Origin of the sequence: Natrinema saccharevitans, assembly GCF_001953745.1 — an archaeon.
GTDB classification, from domain to species: Archaea; Halobacteriota; Halobacteria; order Halobacteriales; family Natrialbaceae; genus Natrinema; species Natrinema saccharevitans.
Genome location: NZ_LWLN01000001.1, coordinates 501025 through 519198, shown reverse-complemented (window position 1 = coordinate 519198; position 18174 = coordinate 501025). Strand labels below are relative to the sequence as shown.

At 66.7% G+C, this 18174-nt stretch carries 22 protein-coding genes and 1 tRNA gene; 7 read left to right on the top strand and 16 right to left on the bottom strand.

Features of this window, described 5'->3' with window-relative positions; translation table 11 throughout:
- Positions 1-73: 73 nt before the first annotated feature.
- From A6E15_RS02735 to A6E15_RS02700, 8 genes are all read right to left on the bottom strand, one after another.
- Positions 74-826, bottom strand: coding sequence for an SOS response-associated peptidase (locus A6E15_RS02735; protein WP_076143397.1), 753 nt, complete (start codon positions 824-826; stop codon positions 74-76).
- Between the two features lie 398 nt (positions 827-1224).
- Positions 1225-1776 (bottom strand): hypothetical protein, encoded by a 552-nt coding sequence (locus A6E15_RS02730; RefSeq protein ID WP_076143395.1) that lies wholly within the window; start codon positions 1774-1776, stop codon positions 1225-1227.
- A gap of 437 nt (positions 1777-2213) precedes the next feature.
- Positions 2214-2294 (bottom strand) — tRNA-Ser (locus tag A6E15_RS02725).
- Positions 2295-2321: 27 nt separating this feature from the next.
- A complete protein-coding gene (locus A6E15_RS02720; RefSeq protein WP_076143393.1) occupies positions 2322-2585 on the bottom strand; it encodes a hypothetical protein in 264 nt (87 codons plus the stop codon).
- A gap of 16 nt (positions 2586-2601) precedes the next feature.
- Positions 2602-2982 (bottom strand): Rid family detoxifying hydrolase, encoded by a 381-nt coding sequence (locus A6E15_RS02715; protein ID WP_076143390.1) that lies wholly within the window; start codon positions 2980-2982, stop codon positions 2602-2604.
- 247 nt (positions 2983-3229) lie between these two features.
- The gene (locus tag A6E15_RS02710) at positions 3230-3763 is read right to left on the bottom strand and encodes a hypothetical protein (protein WP_076143388.1); all 534 of its coding nucleotides are present in this window, start codon (positions 3761-3763) and stop codon (positions 3230-3232) included.
- Positions 3764-3880: 117 nt separating this feature from the next.
- On the bottom strand, positions 3881-5092 hold the full coding sequence (gene ilvA / locus A6E15_RS02705; RefSeq protein WP_076143386.1) for a threonine ammonia-lyase: 1212 nt from the start codon (positions 5090-5092) through the stop codon (positions 3881-3883).
- 252 nt (positions 5093-5344) lie between these two features.
- The gene (locus A6E15_RS02700; protein WP_076148163.1) at positions 5345-5818 is read right to left on the bottom strand and encodes a gamma-glutamylcyclotransferase family protein; all 474 of its coding nucleotides are present in this window, start codon (positions 5816-5818) and stop codon (positions 5345-5347) included.
- 119 nt (positions 5819-5937) lie between these two features.
- On the opposite strand from A6E15_RS02700, the gene A6E15_RS02695 reads away from it, so the two are divergent.
- Together A6E15_RS02695 and A6E15_RS02690 are read left to right on the top strand one after the other, a co-directional pair.
- On the top strand, positions 5938-6999 hold the full coding sequence (locus A6E15_RS02695; RefSeq protein ID WP_076143383.1) for a DUF7490 domain-containing protein: 1062 nt from the start codon (positions 5938-5940) through the stop codon (positions 6997-6999).
- Positions 6996-7340, top strand: a complete 345-nt coding sequence (locus tag A6E15_RS02690; protein WP_076143381.1) for a hypothetical protein — start codon at positions 6996-6998, stop codon at positions 7338-7340. Before A6E15_RS02695 ends, A6E15_RS02690 begins: the two co-directional genes overlap by 4 nt.
- A gap of 55 nt (positions 7341-7395) precedes the next feature.
- Here A6E15_RS02690 and citZ read toward each other — a convergent pair whose 3' ends face one another.
- Positions 7396-8544, bottom strand: coding sequence for a citrate synthase (gene citZ, locus A6E15_RS02685; protein ID WP_076143378.1), 1149 nt, complete (start codon positions 8542-8544; stop codon positions 7396-7398).
- 306 nt (positions 8545-8850) lie between these two features.
- Here citZ and A6E15_RS02680 point away from each other — a divergent pair, with 306 nt between their 5' ends.
- On the top strand, positions 8851-10059 hold the full coding sequence (locus A6E15_RS02680) for an MFS transporter (RefSeq protein WP_076143376.1): 1209 nt from the start codon (positions 8851-8853) through the stop codon (positions 10057-10059).
- Positions 10060-10075: 16 nt separating this feature from the next.
- On the opposite strand, the gene A6E15_RS02675 is transcribed toward A6E15_RS02680, so the two are convergent.
- On the bottom strand, positions 10076-10450 hold the full coding sequence (locus A6E15_RS02675; protein WP_076143373.1) for a VOC family protein: 375 nt from the start codon (positions 10448-10450) through the stop codon (positions 10076-10078).
- 161 nt (positions 10451-10611) lie between these two features.
- On the opposite strand from A6E15_RS02675, the gene A6E15_RS02670 reads away from it, so the two are divergent.
- Positions 10612-11049, top strand: coding sequence for a universal stress protein (locus A6E15_RS02670; RefSeq protein WP_076143371.1), 438 nt, complete (start codon positions 10612-10614; stop codon positions 11047-11049).
- Between the two features lie 36 nt (positions 11050-11085).
- On the opposite strand, the gene A6E15_RS02665 is transcribed toward A6E15_RS02670, so the two are convergent.
- Positions 11086-11745 carry a helix-turn-helix domain-containing protein gene (locus tag A6E15_RS02665; RefSeq protein WP_076143368.1) on the bottom strand — a complete coding sequence of 220 codons (660 nt, stop codon included), beginning with the start codon at positions 11743-11745 and terminating at the stop codon, positions 11086-11088.
- 193 nt (positions 11746-11938) lie between these two features.
- The gene (locus A6E15_RS02660; protein ID WP_076143366.1) at positions 11939-12301 is read right to left on the bottom strand and encodes a cell division protein SepF; all 363 of its coding nucleotides are present in this window, start codon (positions 12299-12301) and stop codon (positions 11939-11941) included.
- A gap of 212 nt (positions 12302-12513) precedes the next feature.
- Here A6E15_RS02660 and A6E15_RS02655 point away from each other — a divergent pair, with 212 nt between their 5' ends.
- Positions 12514-13278, top strand: a complete 765-nt coding sequence (locus tag A6E15_RS02655; protein WP_076143363.1) for a DUF1028 domain-containing protein — start codon at positions 12514-12516, stop codon at positions 13276-13278.
- A gap of 30 nt (positions 13279-13308) precedes the next feature.
- On the opposite strand, the gene A6E15_RS02650 is transcribed toward A6E15_RS02655, so the two are convergent.
- Both A6E15_RS02650 and A6E15_RS02645 read right to left on the bottom strand, forming a co-directional pair.
- Positions 13309-13758, bottom strand: coding sequence for a CBS domain-containing protein (locus A6E15_RS02650; protein ID WP_076143361.1), 450 nt, complete (start codon positions 13756-13758; stop codon positions 13309-13311).
- A 169-nt stretch (positions 13759-13927) separates the two neighbouring features.
- On the bottom strand, positions 13928-14407 hold the full coding sequence (locus A6E15_RS02645; protein ID WP_076143359.1) for an RNA-binding protein: 480 nt from the start codon (positions 14405-14407) through the stop codon (positions 13928-13930).
- A 113-nt stretch (positions 14408-14520) separates the two neighbouring features.
- On the opposite strand from A6E15_RS02645, the gene A6E15_RS02640 reads away from it, so the two are divergent.
- Positions 14521-14817 (top strand): DUF7562 family protein, encoded by a 297-nt coding sequence (locus A6E15_RS02640; protein ID WP_066302208.1) that lies wholly within the window; start codon positions 14521-14523, stop codon positions 14815-14817.
- Here the strand turns inward: A6E15_RS02640 and A6E15_RS02635 are convergent.
- Both A6E15_RS02635 and A6E15_RS02630 read right to left on the bottom strand, forming a co-directional pair.
- Positions 14814-15611, bottom strand: coding sequence for an ABC transporter permease (locus A6E15_RS02635; RefSeq protein ID WP_076143356.1), 798 nt, complete (start codon positions 15609-15611; stop codon positions 14814-14816). The two genes, A6E15_RS02640 and A6E15_RS02635, sit on opposite strands and share 4 nt — an antisense overlap.
- On the bottom strand, positions 15608-16516 hold the full coding sequence (locus A6E15_RS02630) for an ABC transporter ATP-binding protein (protein WP_076143354.1): 909 nt from the start codon (positions 16514-16516) through the stop codon (positions 15608-15610). Before A6E15_RS02630 ends, A6E15_RS02635 begins: the two co-directional genes overlap by 4 nt.
- A 127-nt stretch (positions 16517-16643) precedes the next feature.
- Between A6E15_RS02630 and A6E15_RS02625 the strand changes: the two genes are divergently transcribed.
- Positions 16644-17942: an RNB domain-containing ribonuclease gene (locus A6E15_RS02625; RefSeq protein WP_076143351.1), complete on the top strand. Its 1299-nt coding sequence runs from the start codon at positions 16644-16646 to the stop codon at positions 17940-17942.
- Positions 17943-18174: the final 232 nt, after the last annotated feature.

Sequence of the window (18174 nt, the reverse complement as noted above, 5' to 3'; positions counted from 1 at the left end):
GAGAAGGATTAGGTGAGCCTAAAACATATATTCGTTGGAACGGGACGGTCGCGCGGCCGTGGGACGGCCGCCGTCACACCGTCTCGACCGGTTCGACCAGCGACGGCTCGTCCGTCGCCGGGTCGTTGACAGCCGTCGAAACAGGATACGCCGTCATCCCGTCGGCCGACCGGGGCGCGAGCAGTTCCCGACCGGCCTCGCCCGACAGCCACCGCCGTTCGTCGTCGGGGTCGAGGATCACCGCCATTCGGTGATGGAGGTCCGCGACGAGGTCGTTTGGCTCGGTCGTGACGATCGTAAACGTCTCGAGGGGACCGTCCTCGCCCGCCGCGTCGACTCCCCCGCCGAAGGCGTCGAGTCCCGTCTGGGTCGTCTCCGACTCCCAGCGCTCCCACAGCCCCGCCATCGCGAACACCCGGTCGTCCTCGAAGGTGACCCGATACGGGCGTTTTCCACCGTCGGATCCCCGATCCGACGAGGATCGCGAATCTCCGATTCCCTCACCGTCTTCGGTCTCGACCCACTCGTAGAATCCATCCGCGGGGACGAGACACCGCCGTCGCTCGTAGGCCTCACGAAAGCTCGGTTTCTCGTCGACGGACTCGGCCCGCGCGTTGATCAGGCCGCCGCTGTCGTCGTCCGCCCACGACGGTACCAGCCCCCACTCGAGGCGTCGAAAGGCCTCGGGCTCCTCGTTCGTGATCACCGGCAGTTCCTGGCCCGGTGCCATGTTGTACCGGGGTTCGAACCCCGAGTCGGACAGCCGGGCGTCGAACCGCGCCTCGAGATCGTCCCCGTCGACGGTGAGGGTGTAGCGACCGCACATACCCGATCCTCGGGTCGACGGCCCAAAGGATTGTCCGGTCGCGGCGCGCCGGCCGCCGTCGCGACGGGGCGTCGGTGGTCCCTCGAGCGGTCGGTCGACGGGTTCGGGGGCGGTAGGAAGCCGTTACTCCCGCCGAACTGCCGGGTACGGACCGCGTTACGATACCCGATCCCGACCGACTCCTCGATGGGGTCGACATGGACGATCGATACGAAATGGTGGTGTGTCAGCGCGGCGCGCTCGAACTCCGGGATCCCGACGACCCCGACTGCTGGATCGCGACCGAATCCCCTGTCGAGATCGAGCGGTAGCGCTCCGGTACCCCTACCCGTTTTCCGCCGTCGGAAGAAACGACTCGCGAGCCGCCGGGTCGCCGTCCGCTCGCGACTCGAGCGCGATCAGTTCCCGTCCGTGATCGTGATCGTTCCGTTTGCGGTCTGGGCCTCGTTTATCGTCACCGCGACGGTGTACTCGCCCGGTTCGGACGGGTTGTCGACCGCGGGGTAGGCCGCGACGACCACGTCGCCGGACTCGAGCGTGTAGTCGGTGTCGAGTTCGATCGTGAACGAGTAGTCGTTGTTGTTGACGCCGCTAACGTGCGTCTCGTTGAACTCCCGGTCGACGACGCCGTCGCCGGTCGTGTCGGCACCGAGTACGATGTCCTCGTGTTGGGCGCTGTCGACGGTGAAGTTCTCGCGCGGGTAGGTCACCGAGAGCGACTCCCACTCGCTGCCATTGACCGACTCGTCGGCCTCGATCGCGATCGACTGGTTGGTGTCCGTCGCCTCGAGCGCCGGATCGCCGGACTCGACGGTGCTGTTGCCGTCTGCGGAGGGCGTTGCCGAGTCGTTGCCCTCCGGCGAGGGATCGGCCGTGTCTCCGCCGAGCCCCGAACAGCCGGCAAGCGATACGAGTACCGCCAGCGTCACGACGAGCAGTATGCGTCGCATCCACGGCCCGGTCACGGAACGACACGTGAAAGCCTTCTGGTCAGTTATTTCAATTTGATCACGGAATCCGGCTTCGTTGTGATGGATTTGTCCACTAATTCACAGCACCAGTAGCTCACAGGACAGACGATCTGTCGCTCACGATGTCGTTCGTGACAGAAACGTCAGGACAGGGAGTTGAACAGTTGTGAGACGGCCTGCCTCACTGCGTTCGGCCGCGTGCGACTCGCGTGTTCAAATCTCGACGTTGTGTTTTCGTCGCTCACGAATTTGTTCGCGACAGAAACGCCAGGACAGGGATTTGAACCACGCCCAGACGATCGCCTCGCTTCGCTCGGCGCTGCGACTGGTCTGATTCAAATCCCATCTGTGGCGTTTCGTGATTTCGAATTACTCGCGCCGCTACGCGTCGCTCGCAGCAAGTGAAATCACGAAAACGCCAGGACAGGGATTTGAACCCTGAATCCCAAAGGGAACACGCTTTCCAGGCGTGCGCCTTACCGTTCGGCCATCCTGGCTCACGCTATCCTAACCGCGTCCCTCGTTTAACCCTTACGAGATCCGTCGCCGCGCCCGCGGTCGAGCGCCCACGCGGCGATCCGGGGCTCGAGCAGGTAGGCCCCCAACCCCGCGCCGATGCCGACCGCGGCCGCGAGTGCCAGCGCGCCCGTGATGCTCACGAGGGGAGCGACAAGGAGGGCGTAGCCCTGCACCAGGACCAGAAAGGAGAGGGCCCCGACGAGCCCCCAGAGGACGGCGGACTTGGTCCGCGGGTCGATCCCCATCTGTCCGGCCGGATAGCCGCTCACGAGACGCTCACCCGGGTCACTCGAGATCGGCGACGGCTTCGATCTCGATCCCGACGCCCTTCGGGAGGGCGGCGACCTCGACGGCGCTTCTGGCCGGCGGTTCGTCGTCGAAGTAGTCGGCGTAGGCCTCGTTCATCGCGTCGAAGTCGTCGATGTCCTCGAGGAAGACGGTCACCTTGAGGATGTCCGCGGACGACGCGTCGGCCTCGTCGAGGACGGCGTCGAGGTTGTACAGCACCTGCTCGGTCTGGGTCGCGATCGGTTCGTCGTCGAGCAACTCGCCGTCGGCCGTCATGGGGATCTGCCCGGCGGTGAACAGCAGCGAGTCGTTCCCGGCGGCCTGACTGTAGGCACCGACCGCGGCGGGCGCGTCGTCGGTCTCGATAATGCGTTTCATACGTGCACGCTCTCGCCGCGACGGCTTAAAAGCGGGCGAAGTCGCCGGCCGACCGCGGCCGCCGGGACGACGAGACGCTACTCCGAGGCACTGAGTCACGGCGAACGATGTCTCACGTCGTACTGGCCGATCAGTGTGTTATTGACTGCTCGAGGGAGCGAAGAGAGGCCGAACATCACCGACTTACAGCAGCAGGATCCCGGACGCAGCGTCCGCAGCAACTATCGATACGGACGTACCTTGATTTTCACGTCTCCTCTACAGTACCGGTGCTGACGTCTCGATGACGGCTAGCGGAACGCCGTTCGTCGTTGAATCCCCGATCCGTTCCGAACGGGTACCCCCGAAGTTCGGTCTGTCGTGTCGTATTCTCCGTTATTCGGTAGGTGGATGCGTACGTGAACGTCTCCGACTCGGACAGTCGCGAGGAGTCGGCGACGCCGCCCCGACACGCTAGCTGAACGCGAAACGCGTCGCTCTCGTTCGCGACCTCGAGCGGAGTACACGCGGTCGTGACGCGCTCGTCGCCGGAGAGTCGGTGGTCGTGGCTCGCGACGAGGTCGTTATAGAACAGGCGCTCTTCGTACGTCGTGGCGTAGTCCGCGACGGTCGAGGAGTTCAACGGCGTCGGTTTCTCGGGCCCGACCGGGACGCTCTCGACGTCCGAAACCCCTCCACCCGGCGTATCGGGCTGGAGCTGGAACGCGACGAACAGCCCCGCTCCCACCAGAAGGACGACGACGAGGAACCCGAGTGGAATGACTGCCCAGTCCGAACCCATTGGTACCAATTACACTTCTGACATAATAGGCGTTCCGCCCCGAAATCGGCGGCCCGAGCGTTACGCCGACCATCGATCGTGGCCGGTCAGGGATCGCTCGAGGCCGTCGCCTTCCGATCAGGCCAGTACGTCGACTTCGTAGCCCGCGTCCCGCAGCGCCGACAGGAACGCGTCGACGTGGTCGGGGCCGCGCATCTCGAGTTCGATCTCGACTTCGGTGTCGCTCATCTCGACCTCGCGGGAGGTCCGGTCGTGGTGGATCGCGTAGATGTTCGCCCGGTGGGCGGTGAAGACGTCGAGGAGGTCCTCGAGCGCGCCGGGGCGGTCTTTCAGCACGGTCCGGATCTTCAGGTAGCGGCCGGTCTCGACGAGGCCGCGGACGATGACGTTGGTCAGGGTGTTGAGGTCGATGTTGCCCCCACAGAGCGCGGGGACGATGACCTCGCCCTCGTCGTAGTCGAACTTCTCGAACAGGACCGCGGCGAGGGGGACCGCGCCCGCGCCCTCGACCACCGTCTTCGAGCGCTCGAGCAGGTAGACCAGGGCGACGGCGATCTCGGGGTCGGAGACGGTGACGACCTCGTCGACGTACTCCTGAATGTGGGGGAAGGTCCGCTCGCCGACGCTGCGGGTCGCGATCCCGTCGGCGATGGTGTCCACGCCGTCGAGCGCGACCCGCTGTCCCTTCTCGAGCGACTTCGCGGCGCTGGAGGCCCCCTCGGCCTGGACCCCGATCACGCGGGCCTCGGGCTTTTGCTCCTTGACGGCGGTCGCGATCCCGCTGATGAGCCCGCCGCCGCCGATCGGAACGACGACGGTCTCGACCTCGGGGCAGTCGTCGATGATCTCGAGGCCGATGGTGCCCTGCCCGGCCATCACGTCCTCGTCGTCGAAGGCGTGGACGTAGGTGCGGCCCTCCTCGCGTTCGATCTCGTGGGCGCGCTCGGCGGCCTCGTTGTAGTCCCGGCCCGCGAGGACGACCTCCGCGCCGTAGCTCTTGGTCGCTTTGACCTTCGAGATCGGCGCGTGTTCGGGCATCACGATCTTCGAGTCGACGCCCGAGCGAGTGGCCGCCAGCGCGACGCCCTGGGCGTGATTGCCCGCGCTGGCGGTGACGACGCCCGCGTCCTTCTGGGCCTCGGAGAGGGTCGCGATCCGGTTGGTCGCCCCGCGGATCTTGAACGCGCCCGTCCGCTGGAAGTTCTCCAGTTTCAGCCGGACGTCGGCTCCGGTCATCGACGAATAGGTGTGCGAGTGTTCGAGCGGTGTGTGCCGGGAGGTTTCCCGGACTCGCTCGCGTGCCTCGAGAATATCCGAGAGTTCGAGCATACCCCCGACTACGGGGCGTGGGGTGTAAGGATTACTGCCAGGGATCCGGGAGGCCGGTGGGGCCCGCCGTTACCCCCAACAGGATGTGTTGCCAGTTCAGCAACACGACAGGGAATACAGGGAATGCACGGCGTGTGACGTGCGACTGGAGAAGGGGACCGTGACCATATAAATCTCATGCACCCGCGGTGAAAGTGAAACCGCACGAAGGCAGCGGGTTGATCGCCACGTCAGACGGAAGGAAGACGGGCGTCATTCGGGGTTCCGTATCACGACATCGGCCCGCGAAACGAACCGGCGAACCCGATCGCCGAACGGGCCATCGCCCGGCCAAGTCGCGTCGACTGCGAGTCGTGCCGGGTCGCCGACGTACACCCACGACCGGTCCGCGGGCGCGCCGGGAGCCGGTTCCAAACTCGCCGTCTCGCTCGAGTCGGCCGGCGAGTCGCCATCATCGTCGAAGATCGGGACCGCAACTCGAACGTACAGTCCGTTGTCGACGCCCTCGTATCGGTCCAGTCGCTCGAGGGCCGCGTCGTCGACCGCGAGCAACCGACCGCCGACGCTGCCACCGGGAACGAGCGTCGGATACCGGCCGTCGACCCGGTGGAGACCCTCGAGGGTCGCGGGACCGACGAACAGCCGAACCGCCTCGGACGGCGTCGTCTCGAGGACCGACGCCACCCGTTCGGGGTCGGTCAGCGTCCCGTAGACGAAGACCGTCACGGGCCGCGGTTCGGCCTCGAAGGACTTGCGCGTATCGCCTGGGACCGGGACGACCATCTCGCGGAACGTTCACCCCAAATTACACAAAGCACTTATACAACTGATCGAACCGTTCGGGCATGAACCGCGAGTCCCTCCTCGCCGTCGCGACGCTCGTGGTCGTCCTCGGGGCGCTCACGACGCTCGCCCTCGCCGGCGCGGTGTCCGATCCCGCTGCGTCCGAGACGGCCAGCGACGGCGAACCCGCTGGCCACGTCTCGCTGACGGAGCTGACGATCAGCGCCGACAGCGTCACCGGCGGCACGGCGACCCTGGCCGTCGACACGTATCTCGACCACCGCGGCGGTCCCGTCGAGAACGTCACCGTCGTCCACCGAGCGATCGATACGGAGAGCGGCCTCGTCGAGGCGACGACCGAACGCGAGGTCGGCCGGCTCGAGGAGGAATCCGAGCGCGTCGTCTCGAGTTCGGTCGCCGTCCCCCGGGAGAGCGGCTACGAGATCGAGACGCTGGTCTATCGGGACGGCAACCGCACCGAGTCGACGAGCCACACCGTCGAGGGCGTCGGTTCGCTGACTCCGGCCTACGCCGACACCGACGTCGAGTTCCACCGGTTCGGCGGCGGGTCGGGCGGGAGCCTCGCTGACGTGCCCGCGATCGGCTACTCGATCGAGTCGACGACCGACGAGCGGGCGACGCTCGCCGTCGATAGCTACCTCACCAACACCGGCGACGACCCCGAATCCGACCTCGAACTCGAGGTCGTCGCCCGTCAGTCGGGGTCGAACGTCGTCGCCGACGCGGCGACCGTCGACCTGTCGACGATCGAGCCCGGGAAGACCGCGTCGCCGACCGCCGAACTCACCGTGCCGGCCGAATACGACTACTACCTCGACGCGGTGCTGTGGCGGGACGGCACGATCGTCAGCACGGACCGCTCGGTCGCCAACCTCGGCCCGGGATCGCTGTCGGTCAACGAGACGACCGCGTCGGGCGGGCTCGAGGTGAGCGACTTCGCCGGCGGATCGACCGCCGCGGACGATGGCAGTGACGGGTCCGACGCGTCCGACGACGCCGCCGACGGCGAGGACGGCAGCGGCGACGGCACGCCCGGCTTCGGGATCGCCGTCACCGCGGCCGCCGTCCTCGCGACGATCGCCCTCGCACGGAGGTTCCAATGACCGAAACACCGACCGACACCGAGACGACGCTCGAGGCACCGCCGGACGACCAGTACCGCGATGAGACGGACGAGGCGCCGCCGACCGCCGAGTCGGACGACGGGCTCGATCCGCGTTCGGCGGCGATCCGGCGATACCTCGTCTGGGGCGGCCTCGCCGTCTGTTCGGTGGTGGCGGTCGTCGCGCTGATCCGGTTCTACGGCAGCGTGACCGACGCCATCGACCTCTGGGTCGACCCCAAGTACCGGCCGCTCGTCCACGCCGCGTTCAACCTCGCCGTCCTGCTGACCTCGCTGATCGGCGTCTCCGTGCTGGTCCGCGAACTGAGCGATCGGTACTAAAGCCGAGGAAAACAGGCGCACGCGATCGAAACCGAACCGAAACGACTCGCGACCGTTACCGCTCTTCGAGCGGGACGAACGCCTGATCCTGCGGGCCGGTGTAGCGGGCGCGCGGCCGGATGAGGCGGTTTTCCGCCTGGTACTCGAGGACGTGGGCGATCCAGCCGCCGACGCGGCTCATCGCGAAGATGGGGGTGTACATGTCGATCGGGATGCCGAGCTGGTAGTAGACCGAGCCGGAGTAGAAGTCGACGTTCGGGGCGATCCCCTTCTCGACGAGGCCCTTCTCCTCGGTGAGGAACTGCTCGATCGTCGTGGTATAGTCGTACCACTTGTCCTCGCCGGTCTCGGCGAGTTCCTTGCTGCGTTCCTGCAGGATCCGCGCACGGGGGTCCTTGACGTTGTAGACGCGGTGGCCGAAGCCGGGGATGCGCCGGCCCTCGGCGGTCGCCTGCTCGACCCACTCGCGGTGGTCGAGGTCGCTCTCGTCGATCTCGATCAGGACTTCCATGACGTCCTGGTTCGCGCCGCCGTGAAGCGGTCCCGAGAGGGCGCTGATGCCGCCGGTGACGGCGCTGTAGATGTCTGCCATCGTCGAGCCGATGACCATCGAAGTGAACGTCGAGGCGTTGAGGCCGTGATCGGCGTGGAGGATCAGCGCCTGATCGAACGTCTCGGCGGCGACGTCGTCCGGCTCCTCGCCGGTCAGCATGTAGAGGAAGTTCGCAGCCAGCCCCAGATCGGAGTTGGGGTCGACCGGCTCCTCGCCCTGGCGGTAGCGTTCGAACGCCGCGAGCGCGGTCGGGATCTTGGCCGTGATGCGACGACCCTTCCGGAGGGTCGCGTCGAGGTCCTCGGGGTCGGCGTCGTCCTCGGGTTCGTAGGCCGAGAACATCGAGACGGCGGTCCGCAGGGCGGCCATCGGCCGTTCGCCGGCCGCGGCCAGCCGCTCCATCGTCTCGAGGACATCGTCGTCGACCTCGCGTTCCTCGAGCAACGCGTCCGTGAACGGCTCGAGTTCGTCCTCGGACGGGAGATGGCCGTTCCAGAGCAGATAGAGGACTTCCTCGTAGCTCGCGCCGCGAGCCAGATCCTCGATGGTGTAGCCGCGATAGATCAGTCGGCCCGCGTCACCGTCGATGGAACTGAGCTCCGATTCGGCAACCAACACGCCCTCGAGCCCTTTCTTGAGGTCGTCAGACATACTCAGGGATTTCGGACGCCAATGGAAAAGTATTATCGTTTAGTCGGTGCCGGCACTCGACACGGCGGATGTCCGTATTTTGCCGGTATCACGAACACGTCCGGGTGGCGTTTTCGACATCGAACGAACAGACAGTCAGTCGAATGCCCGACCGAGTACTATAATTGTCTTTCGTGGGATTCACTCGAGTACCCGGATCGACCCGATCCCGGCCGCGACCGGCGGCCGTCGATGCAGCCGGTCGATCCGGCAGGGGACACCGTCGCCACCACGCTTTTCGAACCCCTTTGCGAAGAGTGCCACCGGATGGAGCGATCGTACTGGCGGACCGTCCTGTTGGTCACGACGTGGCAGATCGCGGCGAGTATCTGTTACTATACGATTTTCGCCGCGACGCCGTTCTTCCGGGACGCCTTCGGGCTCTCTCGGTTTTCGGTCGGGATCGTCGTGACGGCGCTCACTCTCGGCTACGCCGTCTTCCTGCTGCCTCTCGGGGCCCTGACCGATCGGTTCGGCGAACGGACGACGCTGACGCTTGGCCTGCTCGGGCTCGCGACGGGGGCGCTGCTGGTTGCGGGCGCGCCCAGCTACGCCTTGCTGCTCGCGGCGGTGTTCGTCCTCGGATCGCTGTACGGCACCGCGATGCCGGGGACGAACAAGGCCGTCTTCGACAACATCGACCCCGGTCGACAGAACCTCGCGATAGGGATCAAACAGGTCGGCGTCACCGGCGGCAGCGGCATCAGCGCCCTGCTGGTCACCGGGCTCGCGGGCGCGCTGTTCTGGCAGGCGGGCTTTCTGGTCGCCGCCGCCGTCGGGCTGGTCGTCGCCGTCGCCTTCTATCGCCTCTATGCAAGCGACGGCGCGGGTGACGAGCCCGGCTACCCGGACTTCCGGAAACTGCTCTCGAACCCGCCCTACCTCGTGTTGACCGTCGCCGGGCTCTTCCTCGGGGCGGCCCTGTTTACGACCACGGGCTACACCGTTCTCTACGTCGAGGAGTCCGTCGGCGCGTCCGTCGCGTTCGGCGGGGTCGTCCTCGCGCTCGTCCAGCTGTTCGGCAGCGCCGGTCGCGTGCTGACCGGCTGGCTGAGCGACGTCCTCCCCGGCGAACCGCGGGTCAGGATCGGCTCGCTGCTGGTCGCCCAGTCGATCGGCAGCGCCGTCATGTTCGTCGTCGTCGCGTCGACGACGAGCGAACTCGGGGCCGCGATCGCCTTTTCGGTCCTCGGCTTTTTCGTTCTCGGCTACACCGGCGTCTACTACTCCCTGATGGCGACGCTCGTCCGGGCCGACGAGATGGGCGGCGCGACCGCCGGCGGTCAGCTGGCGTTGACGAGCGGCGCGCTCGTCGCCCCGCCCGCGTTCGGCTATCTGGCCGATACGGTAGGCTACCGCAGCTCGTGGCTATTTCTGGCCGCCGTCGTCGTGATCGCGGCCGGACTCCTCGTCCAAGTCGTCCGGACGGAGCCGACAGTGACGAACCCCGCGGCGGTCGACGGGTCGGACCCCTAGAGCCCCGCGGCGGCGCTTACTCGAGTTCTTCGACCAGTTCGACGACGTAGCCGTCCGGATCCTCGACGAACGCGACCCGGACACCGATGTCGTCCATCGTCGTCGGCTCCTCGTGGATCGGCGGATCGGCCCGTTCGACCAGTCGCTCGACGGTCTCGTCGACGCTGTCGACGCCGACCGCGACGTGGGCCATCGTGCCGGAATCGATTTCCGGACCGCCCTCGGGATCGTACTTGAACTGAAACTCCGCGTTCTCGCCGCCGATGTAGGCGTTCTCGACCCCGTCGTCCGTGGCGAACGACCAGTTCTCCTCGAGTCCGAGGGCGTCGACGTAGAACTCTCGGGTACGCTCGAGATCCGAGACCCACAGCGCCGTGTGAATGACGTCCATATGGTCCGGGAGGACGCCGTCGGTCAAAGGGTTACTGGCGGGCTCGAGAGCTGCCGGTTCTCGGGGGGACCGACCCCGTCCCTCGTCGGACGGGCAGGCGTCGCCGTCACGCGATGGGAACCGCCAGTACACCTTTGATGGCGTGGCCCTCACGATCGGACATGTACCACGTTCTTGCCCCGGTCGACACCGACGAGCAGCGCGCGACCGCACAGCTCGAGACGCTGCGCTCGCTCCCGGCCGACCCCGACGACCTGTCGGTGACGGTCCTGCACGTCCTCGAGGAGATCGACACGATCGCCGACGAGGGCGGGACGACGTTCATCGACGACGTCAACGAGTCGCTGTCCGAGATCCGCGACGTTCCCGACACCGTCGCGCTGATCGAGGACGGACTCGCGGACGACGGGATCGACGTCGAGCGGACGGAAATGGTCGGCGAGCCCGCGGACGGGATCCGGCAGGTGGCCGAGGAGATCGACGCCGATTCGATCCTGCTTGGCGTCCGGAAACGCTCCCCGGTCGGCAAAGCGATCTTCGGCAGCGTCAGTCAACAGGTGATCATCGACACGGATCGGCCGGTGATCATCGCGGAGTGACGGGCGGAGAAAACGAATCGCGAGCGACGCCGGCGGCTACGTCTCTTCCTCGAGGATCGCGTCCATCAGCTTCGTCTGGGCCGCCGCCAGATGCTCGGTGAAGGTCGATCGGGCGACGCCCAGTTCCTCGGCGACGTCGGTCGCGTTCGCGCCCTTCGGATAGTCGAAATAGCCCATCTCGTGGGCCGTCTCGACGATTTCCCGTTGTCTGTCCGTGAGTATCCCGCGGTCGACGACGACCGGATCCGCCGAGACCTCCTCGTGGTCCTGTGTCAGCTCCTCGACGAGGACGCCGTCGAACAGCTCCCGCAGGTGATCGACGATGTCGGCGACTTCGGCCAGCTCGAGGGTCCGGAAGGACAACAGCAGGGAGCCGTCCTGTGCCCGGACCGAGGACACCGGAGTGCCGGTCCGTTCGACGACCTCGCAGACGCAGTCCGCCGCGGCGTCGCGCTCGAACCGGTAGATGTCCTCCCGCTCGTTCGACTGCACCGGCGTCAGTTCGACGCCGGCGTCCCCGCTGTCGTCGATCGAAGCGTCGGCGGCGACGCCGAACTCCTCGACGACGGTCCCGTCGGCGGTGGCCCGTGAGGAGCGAGCGATCGAGTCGATCTGCTCGCCGGCCTGTGCCGAGACGGAAGCGACCGGACAGTCTCCCGGCTCGTCGACGACGACCGTTGCACGAAAGCCCGTCATACTCCTCTATACGGGAACGCCGGGGATAACCCGGCCGAGAATTCCCGCCGGGTGAAAACACCTCGAGCGACGCCGATACAGCCGCACGCTCATCACAGCCGCCGCGGCGTCGAAAAACAGCGAGGCGATACCGACCACGAAGGGGTGTTCGACAACGGATCACGGGTTCGGCGGGGCTCGTCCACCCCGTCGCTCAGAGTTTCTGGCCGAGTTTCTCGCGGCTGATCCGGACACCGGTCGGGGTGATGATCATCTGGTCGTCGCCCTTTCGGACGATGTCGCCGTCGACCTCCTGGGCGACCTGCCGCAGTTCGTCGATGACGTGTTCGACCGTGCTGTCCTCGGTCCGGAGCCGCGTGATGTCAGCGATGACGATGTCGCCGTCGTAGACGGCGTCTTTGATGTCGATCGCGTCGGCCTGACTGCCGACCTCCGCGATGTGTACCTGCATCGTCGCCTCGGCCGACCCCGCGTCGACGTCCTCGAGGTCCAGTTCGGCGTAGTCCTCGACGGTGCGGGACTGGTTCCCGCCGAGAATTTTGCTCATCAATCCCATAGGTGTGAGCGTCCGTCGCTGTCTGTATAGTTCTTACGTCAGACACGGTCGCCACAGCCGGCCGTTATCGGTCGATTACGGTCGTTCGGTCGGGAGAGTCGGACGTTTGGACCGGTCCGTCCCGGCGCTTCGATTGGGTACGGTCGGCCCATCGGACGGCCCACTGGGGCCGTCCGTGGCTTTTTAACTCGCCCGTTATAGCTATTCAAACGATGACGTTTAGCATCTGCGTTCACGAGCCCTACGAAACCGAATCCGGGGAGCGCCACCACCGGTTCGGCGTCGCGGTCACGACGCGGCTGCCGGGCGTTGGAACGCTGTGTCCGTTCGTCAGCGAGCAGGGTGCCGTCGCGACCCAGAGTCTCGTCAACGTCGAACTCGGCGAGCGCGGGATCGACTACATCGACGACGGGCTGGCCGTTGACGACGCCCTCGAGGGGCTTCTCAACGCCGACGAGGGCGCGCCCCAGCGTCAACTCCACGGAGTCGATCGAGAGACGACGTTTACGTTCTCCGGCGAAGAGTGTGGCGACTGGTACGGCCATCGCGAGGGCGACAGCTACACCATCGCCGGCAATCTGCTGACCGGTCCGGCGGTCCTCGAGGCGGCCGCCGAGGCCTACGAGGCGACCGCCGTCCGCGACGAGACGGATCCCTCGACCGGTCCGACCGCCGTCACCGCGGACGTCGACACCGACCCGCTCGCGAAGCGGCTGATCGACGCCCTCGCCGCCGGCGACCTCGAGGGCGGGGACAAGCGCGAGGACCTGTCAGTCCAGAGCGCGGCGGTGGTCGTCGAGACGACCGAGTCGCACCCGGTGGAGCCGCCGTACAACGACCTGCGGGTCGACGCGACCGAGACGCCGATCGCGGACCTGCGGGAGACCTACGACCTCGCGGTCCGGGGCTACCGGGACACCCTCGACCGGTACGAGGGCGCCTACGAGGCCGACGACCTCGCGGAAAGCGGCGAGTGAGCGCCGGCCGAACGGGGATCGGTGGGAGGCTCAGTCGCCCGCAGTGAGTCCGGACTCGGCCGACCGATCGACCCGGAGCGGTTCGTCGTCCCACTCGATCTCGAGTCGGTGCCGCGAGAGGTACGGTGCCAGCGTGTGCGCGGGGAGCAGCCCGCGGTACCGGCCGTCGGCCACGACGGGGAGCTGTCTGACCCCGGCGGTTCGCATCCGTTCGGCGGCCGCCGACAGCGTCGCAGTCGGGCCGATCGTCGTCACCGGGTTCGACATGAGTTCCCGAACGACCGGCCGGGCGTCCGTTTCGGCGACCAGTGCGACGATATCCGACCCGGTGACGATACCGACGAGCGAGTCGTCCTCGAGAACCGGGAGCGCGGAGACGTCCGGCCGGCGGAGTCGCCGCGCCGCTGCGGATACCGGGGTCGTCGGTGCGATCGTCGGGGGTGATCGGAGGGCGACCGTTTCGACCGTCGTCCTAATCAGGGGCCGTGATGCCGCACGACACTATATAGAGTCTGTGGACATACGTCTTCTAGATCCTAGTATTGCTAGCACGACCCATAACTAATCGAGGAGTGTGAACGGATTCGCAGCAGTGTTTTGGGTCGACAAGGAAACGATCGTTCTCCCGCCGCCGCGTGACCCGACCGACTCACCCGGTGAACTCGTAGAGGTCGTCGCCGACGTGGTGCAGCGAGTCGACGACCTTCCCCTCGTCGCCGGCCATCTCGGCGCCGTCGACGCGGGCGCGACCGACGGCCAGGACCTTGCCGTGGGACTCCTCCGCGATGACGACCAGATCGTCCGGCGAGATGTCGTCGGTGGCCTCGGTGATTCCGGGTCGCATCACGTCGGCCCCGTCGCTGACGAACGAGACCGCGCCCGCGTCGACCGTCACGAGTCTCTTGTCGGGATCGTAGGCGTTGGCTCCCCGGACCGTCAGGAACGGCTCCTCGTCGAAGTACGCGACCTGCGGCTCGCCGTCGATGAGGACGACCTCCCAGTCGGTGTCCTCGAACTCGACGCGCTCGTAGGCGTCGCCCTCGGGGGAGACGCCCAGCTGTGCCTCGAGCGTGTCCTCGAGGTCCGAGACCGCATCGCTGCGGAGGTGGTGTCGGGACTTGACCTGCATGTCCGGGCCAACGAGCGGTCCGGAAATAAAAGGCCCGTTCCGGGCCCTCGAGCCGCCGGGCGTCGCCGTGGGGCGTACCAATTGCTAAGTGGGTCCACCCCGTCGGACCGCGTATGTGGCCCGCTCGGACCCGAACCGAGACCGTCACCTGTCTCGCCTGTGGCACCGAGTGTCCGCGCGACGAGGCCCGCGAGTACGACAAACACGGGGATCGCTGGGACCGCGCGGACAAGACCTTCGAACACCTCTGTAAGTCCTGTCACCGCGAGCTGTGTCACCACCCGCGGGACGACCTCGAGGCGCTGCTGGTCGAGATCGAGGCCGGAAAGCGCGACCGGGCGGGCTTTCTCGCGAGCTATCTGACGGCGGTCGAGGAGCGGTACGGGCCGCTCGAGGAACGCGAGCGCTAGAGGTCGGTCCTCGCGAACCGCCGGTAGCCGACGGCGGGGGCGAGAACGGCCCAGCCCAGCAGGACCGCGGCACTGAACCGGACCAGCGACCGGTCGGTGTCCGAGCCGGAGCCGATCACGGCGTCAAGCAGCCGTTCGTAGGCGATGCTGGGGGAACACGCACCGACGTACGACGCCCACCACGGTCGCGTCGCCGGCTCCTCGAAGCCGGCCGCGACGTAGGTCAGACCGTCGGGAACGAACCGCCACGCGAACAGGAAACAGAGCAACGCCCCGAAGACGGCGAACGATGCCCACGTCTGCGTCCGCACCGTCGCCGAGATCCCGATCGCGACGGCGAGATACGCGAGTCCCAACCCGGCGCTCGCGAGGGCGTACGCGAGGACGGCACCGACCGGAACCGTGTGCCCGGCGGCGACGACGACGGCCACGCCGGCGAGTACTCCTGTAACGAGGGACGCGAGAAAGACCGCGTACCGGCCGACGTACGTGCCGACGACGATATCGCGTCGATCGTGTGGGAGCCCGAGGAGGAGCGTCAGTTGTCCGTTCGAGCGCCGCCTGACGATCGCACCGGCGGCGAGCAACAGCGCGGTCACCGGGACGAGCAGCATACCGGGAAGCGCGAACCGGTCGACGAGGTCGACGGGAGCGACGAACCCCCGTTCGACTCGTCTGAGATGAAGCACCGCGACGACGGCATAGACCAGCGCGAACGTGCCGGCGATCGCGGGTAACTGTCGGTTTCGAACCGCATCGCCGATCTCCTTCCGAGCGATCAGTCGCCAGTTCACGCCGATCCCTCCGTGTAGGTGACGAACAGGTCTTCGAGCGACGCCTCGCTGCTCGAGAAGTCGCGGATCGTTCCGCCGGCGGCCCGAATCTCGTCTAGGACTCGGAGCTTCGCGTCGGCGCTGCAATCGATTCGCAACGCGCCGTCGCTTACGGTGACCGCCGCGACCCCGTCGACCGACTCGATGGCGGGTGCGATCGCGGCCGGTTCGGCGGCCAGTTCGACGCGGAGTTCGGTATCGACACCGACGGCCTCACGGAGTCCGTCGATCGTGTCGACGGCGACGAGGGTCCCCGAACGGAGGATCGCGACGCGATCGGCGACCGCCTCGACCTGCCCGAGAATGTGACTCGAGAAGAAGACGGTCGCGCCGCGGTCGCGCTCCGCCCTGACGATCTCGCGCATTCGGCGGACGCCGTGGGGATCGAGCCCGGTCGACGGCTCGTCGAGGACCAGCAGGTCGGGCTCGCCGACCAGCGCCATCGCGAGCGCGAGTCGCTGGGTCATCCCCGTCGAGTAATCGGCGGCGACGCGGTCGCCGTCGTCGCCGAGACCGACCCGCTCGAGCAGAGTCGACGGATCGTCGTCGGCGTCCATCGCCTCGATCGCATACGCGAGGTGCTGGCGACCGGTCATCGTCTCGAACGGCGCGAAGTCCTCGGGAAGGACGCCGACGCGTCGCCGGACGGCGATCGGTTCCTCGGCGACGTCACGACCGAGTACCGTGACCGACCCGCTCGAGGGGCGCGCGTAGTGAAGCAAGAGGTCGATCGTCGTCGATTTGCCGGCCCCGTTCGGCCCGAGAAAGCCGAACACTTCGCCGGTCTCGACTGTCATATCGATACCGCGGAGGGCGCGGACGTCACCGAAGCGTTTGGTGACGTCTCGGAGGGCGATCGCGTCCATTCAACGGCATTCGTGTTAGACACAAAGTATATGTTGCTATCGACGATGCCAGCAGGCGGTCCAGCGCCGGGAGCGCTGAGCGGGCCGTCCCGACACGACTTTCACTCTTACGTGCGTAGCCCTCGCCATGAGTGACGACGCACAGGCCGAAGCCGGGACCGTCGAAGGACAGGGTCCCGTCGAGGTCTCCGAGGATCTCGCGCGCCACCTCGAGAACAAGCGCGAGGAACTGTTCGAGAAGTTCGAGTTGCGCGACGAGTTCCCCTCGGAAGTGTTGGCGGAGGCCGAGGCCCGAACGGAGGGCGTGACGGCCGAGATCGAGGAGGAGATCGACGAGCGGACGGACCTCCGGGACCTGACGACGTGGACGACGGACCCGATCGACGCCCAGGACTTCGACGACGCGCTCTCGATCGAGGAACGAGAGGACGAGTACGTTCTCTGGGTCCACATCGCCGACGTGACCCACTACGTCAACCCCGACACGGCGATGTGGGACGAGGCCGTCGAACGGGGCAACACGGTCTATCTCCCCGGCTACACGGTCCACATGCTGCCGCCGGTATTGGCCGAGACGGTCTGTTCGCTGGTCCCCAACGAGGACCGTCTGGCCCACACCGTCGAGATGCACCTCGACAAGGAGAACCTCTCCTACGAGACCATCGAGATCTACAAGTCGGTCATTCGATCCGACGAGCGCCTGACCTACACGCAGGCCGAGAATCGGCTCGAGGACCCCGACGCGCCGCTGCACGAGGAGAACGCCCTGGTCTACGACCTCGCCGAGCAGATGCACGAACAGCGCAAGGAGGACGGCTCGCTCGTTCTCAACCCGAGCCGCGATCGTGCCCACACCATCATCGAGGAGTGCATGCTCAAGGCCAACAAGGCCGTCACGCACGAACTCATGTGGAATCGCGGCGTCGAGGCCATGTACCGGGTCCACCCACAGCCAAGCCCCGACGAGTGGTCCGAGGCGCTCCGGGAGATTCAGGACTTGGACGGCGTCTCGATCCCCGGCAGCACCTGGGACGACCCGCGCAAGGCCGTCAACGCGACGCTCGAGGACGCGCCCGCCCGCCAGCTCGACAAGATCCAGTGGGCGGTGATGAAGGTGATGCCCCGCGCGAAGTACATGAACGATCCGTTCGGCGGTCACCACGCGCTGAACTTCGAGATCTACGGCCACTTCACGAGCCCGATCCGCCGGCTCAGCGATCTGATCAATCACTGGATCGTCTACCAGAACGACGTCCCCGAGAACCTGATCGAACTCTGCGACCGGGCCAGCGACAAGCAGAAAGACGCCGAGCAGTGCGAACGGGAGTACAAGGACTTCCTGCAGGAGGTCGGCCTCGATCCGATGGCGGTCAACAACCGCGGGATCGAAGTCGTGGACGACGAGGAAGCCGAGAAGACGCTATAACGGCCGCCAGACTCCTTATCTTTCCGCTGCTCCGACCGAACTACGTGCGGTGGCGCGCGCTGTCGATCAGGTCCGAGCGACAGCGAGGACTGATCGACGACACTGCGCGAGGGATGAGTGAGCGATTCCGGAGCGAGCGAATCGGTTGGGGAGGGCGTGGCGACTCCCTGTTGCCACGAGAGCAGCACACACGAGTCATCGAGAAACGTCCTCGAGCCACCAGTAACCGCTA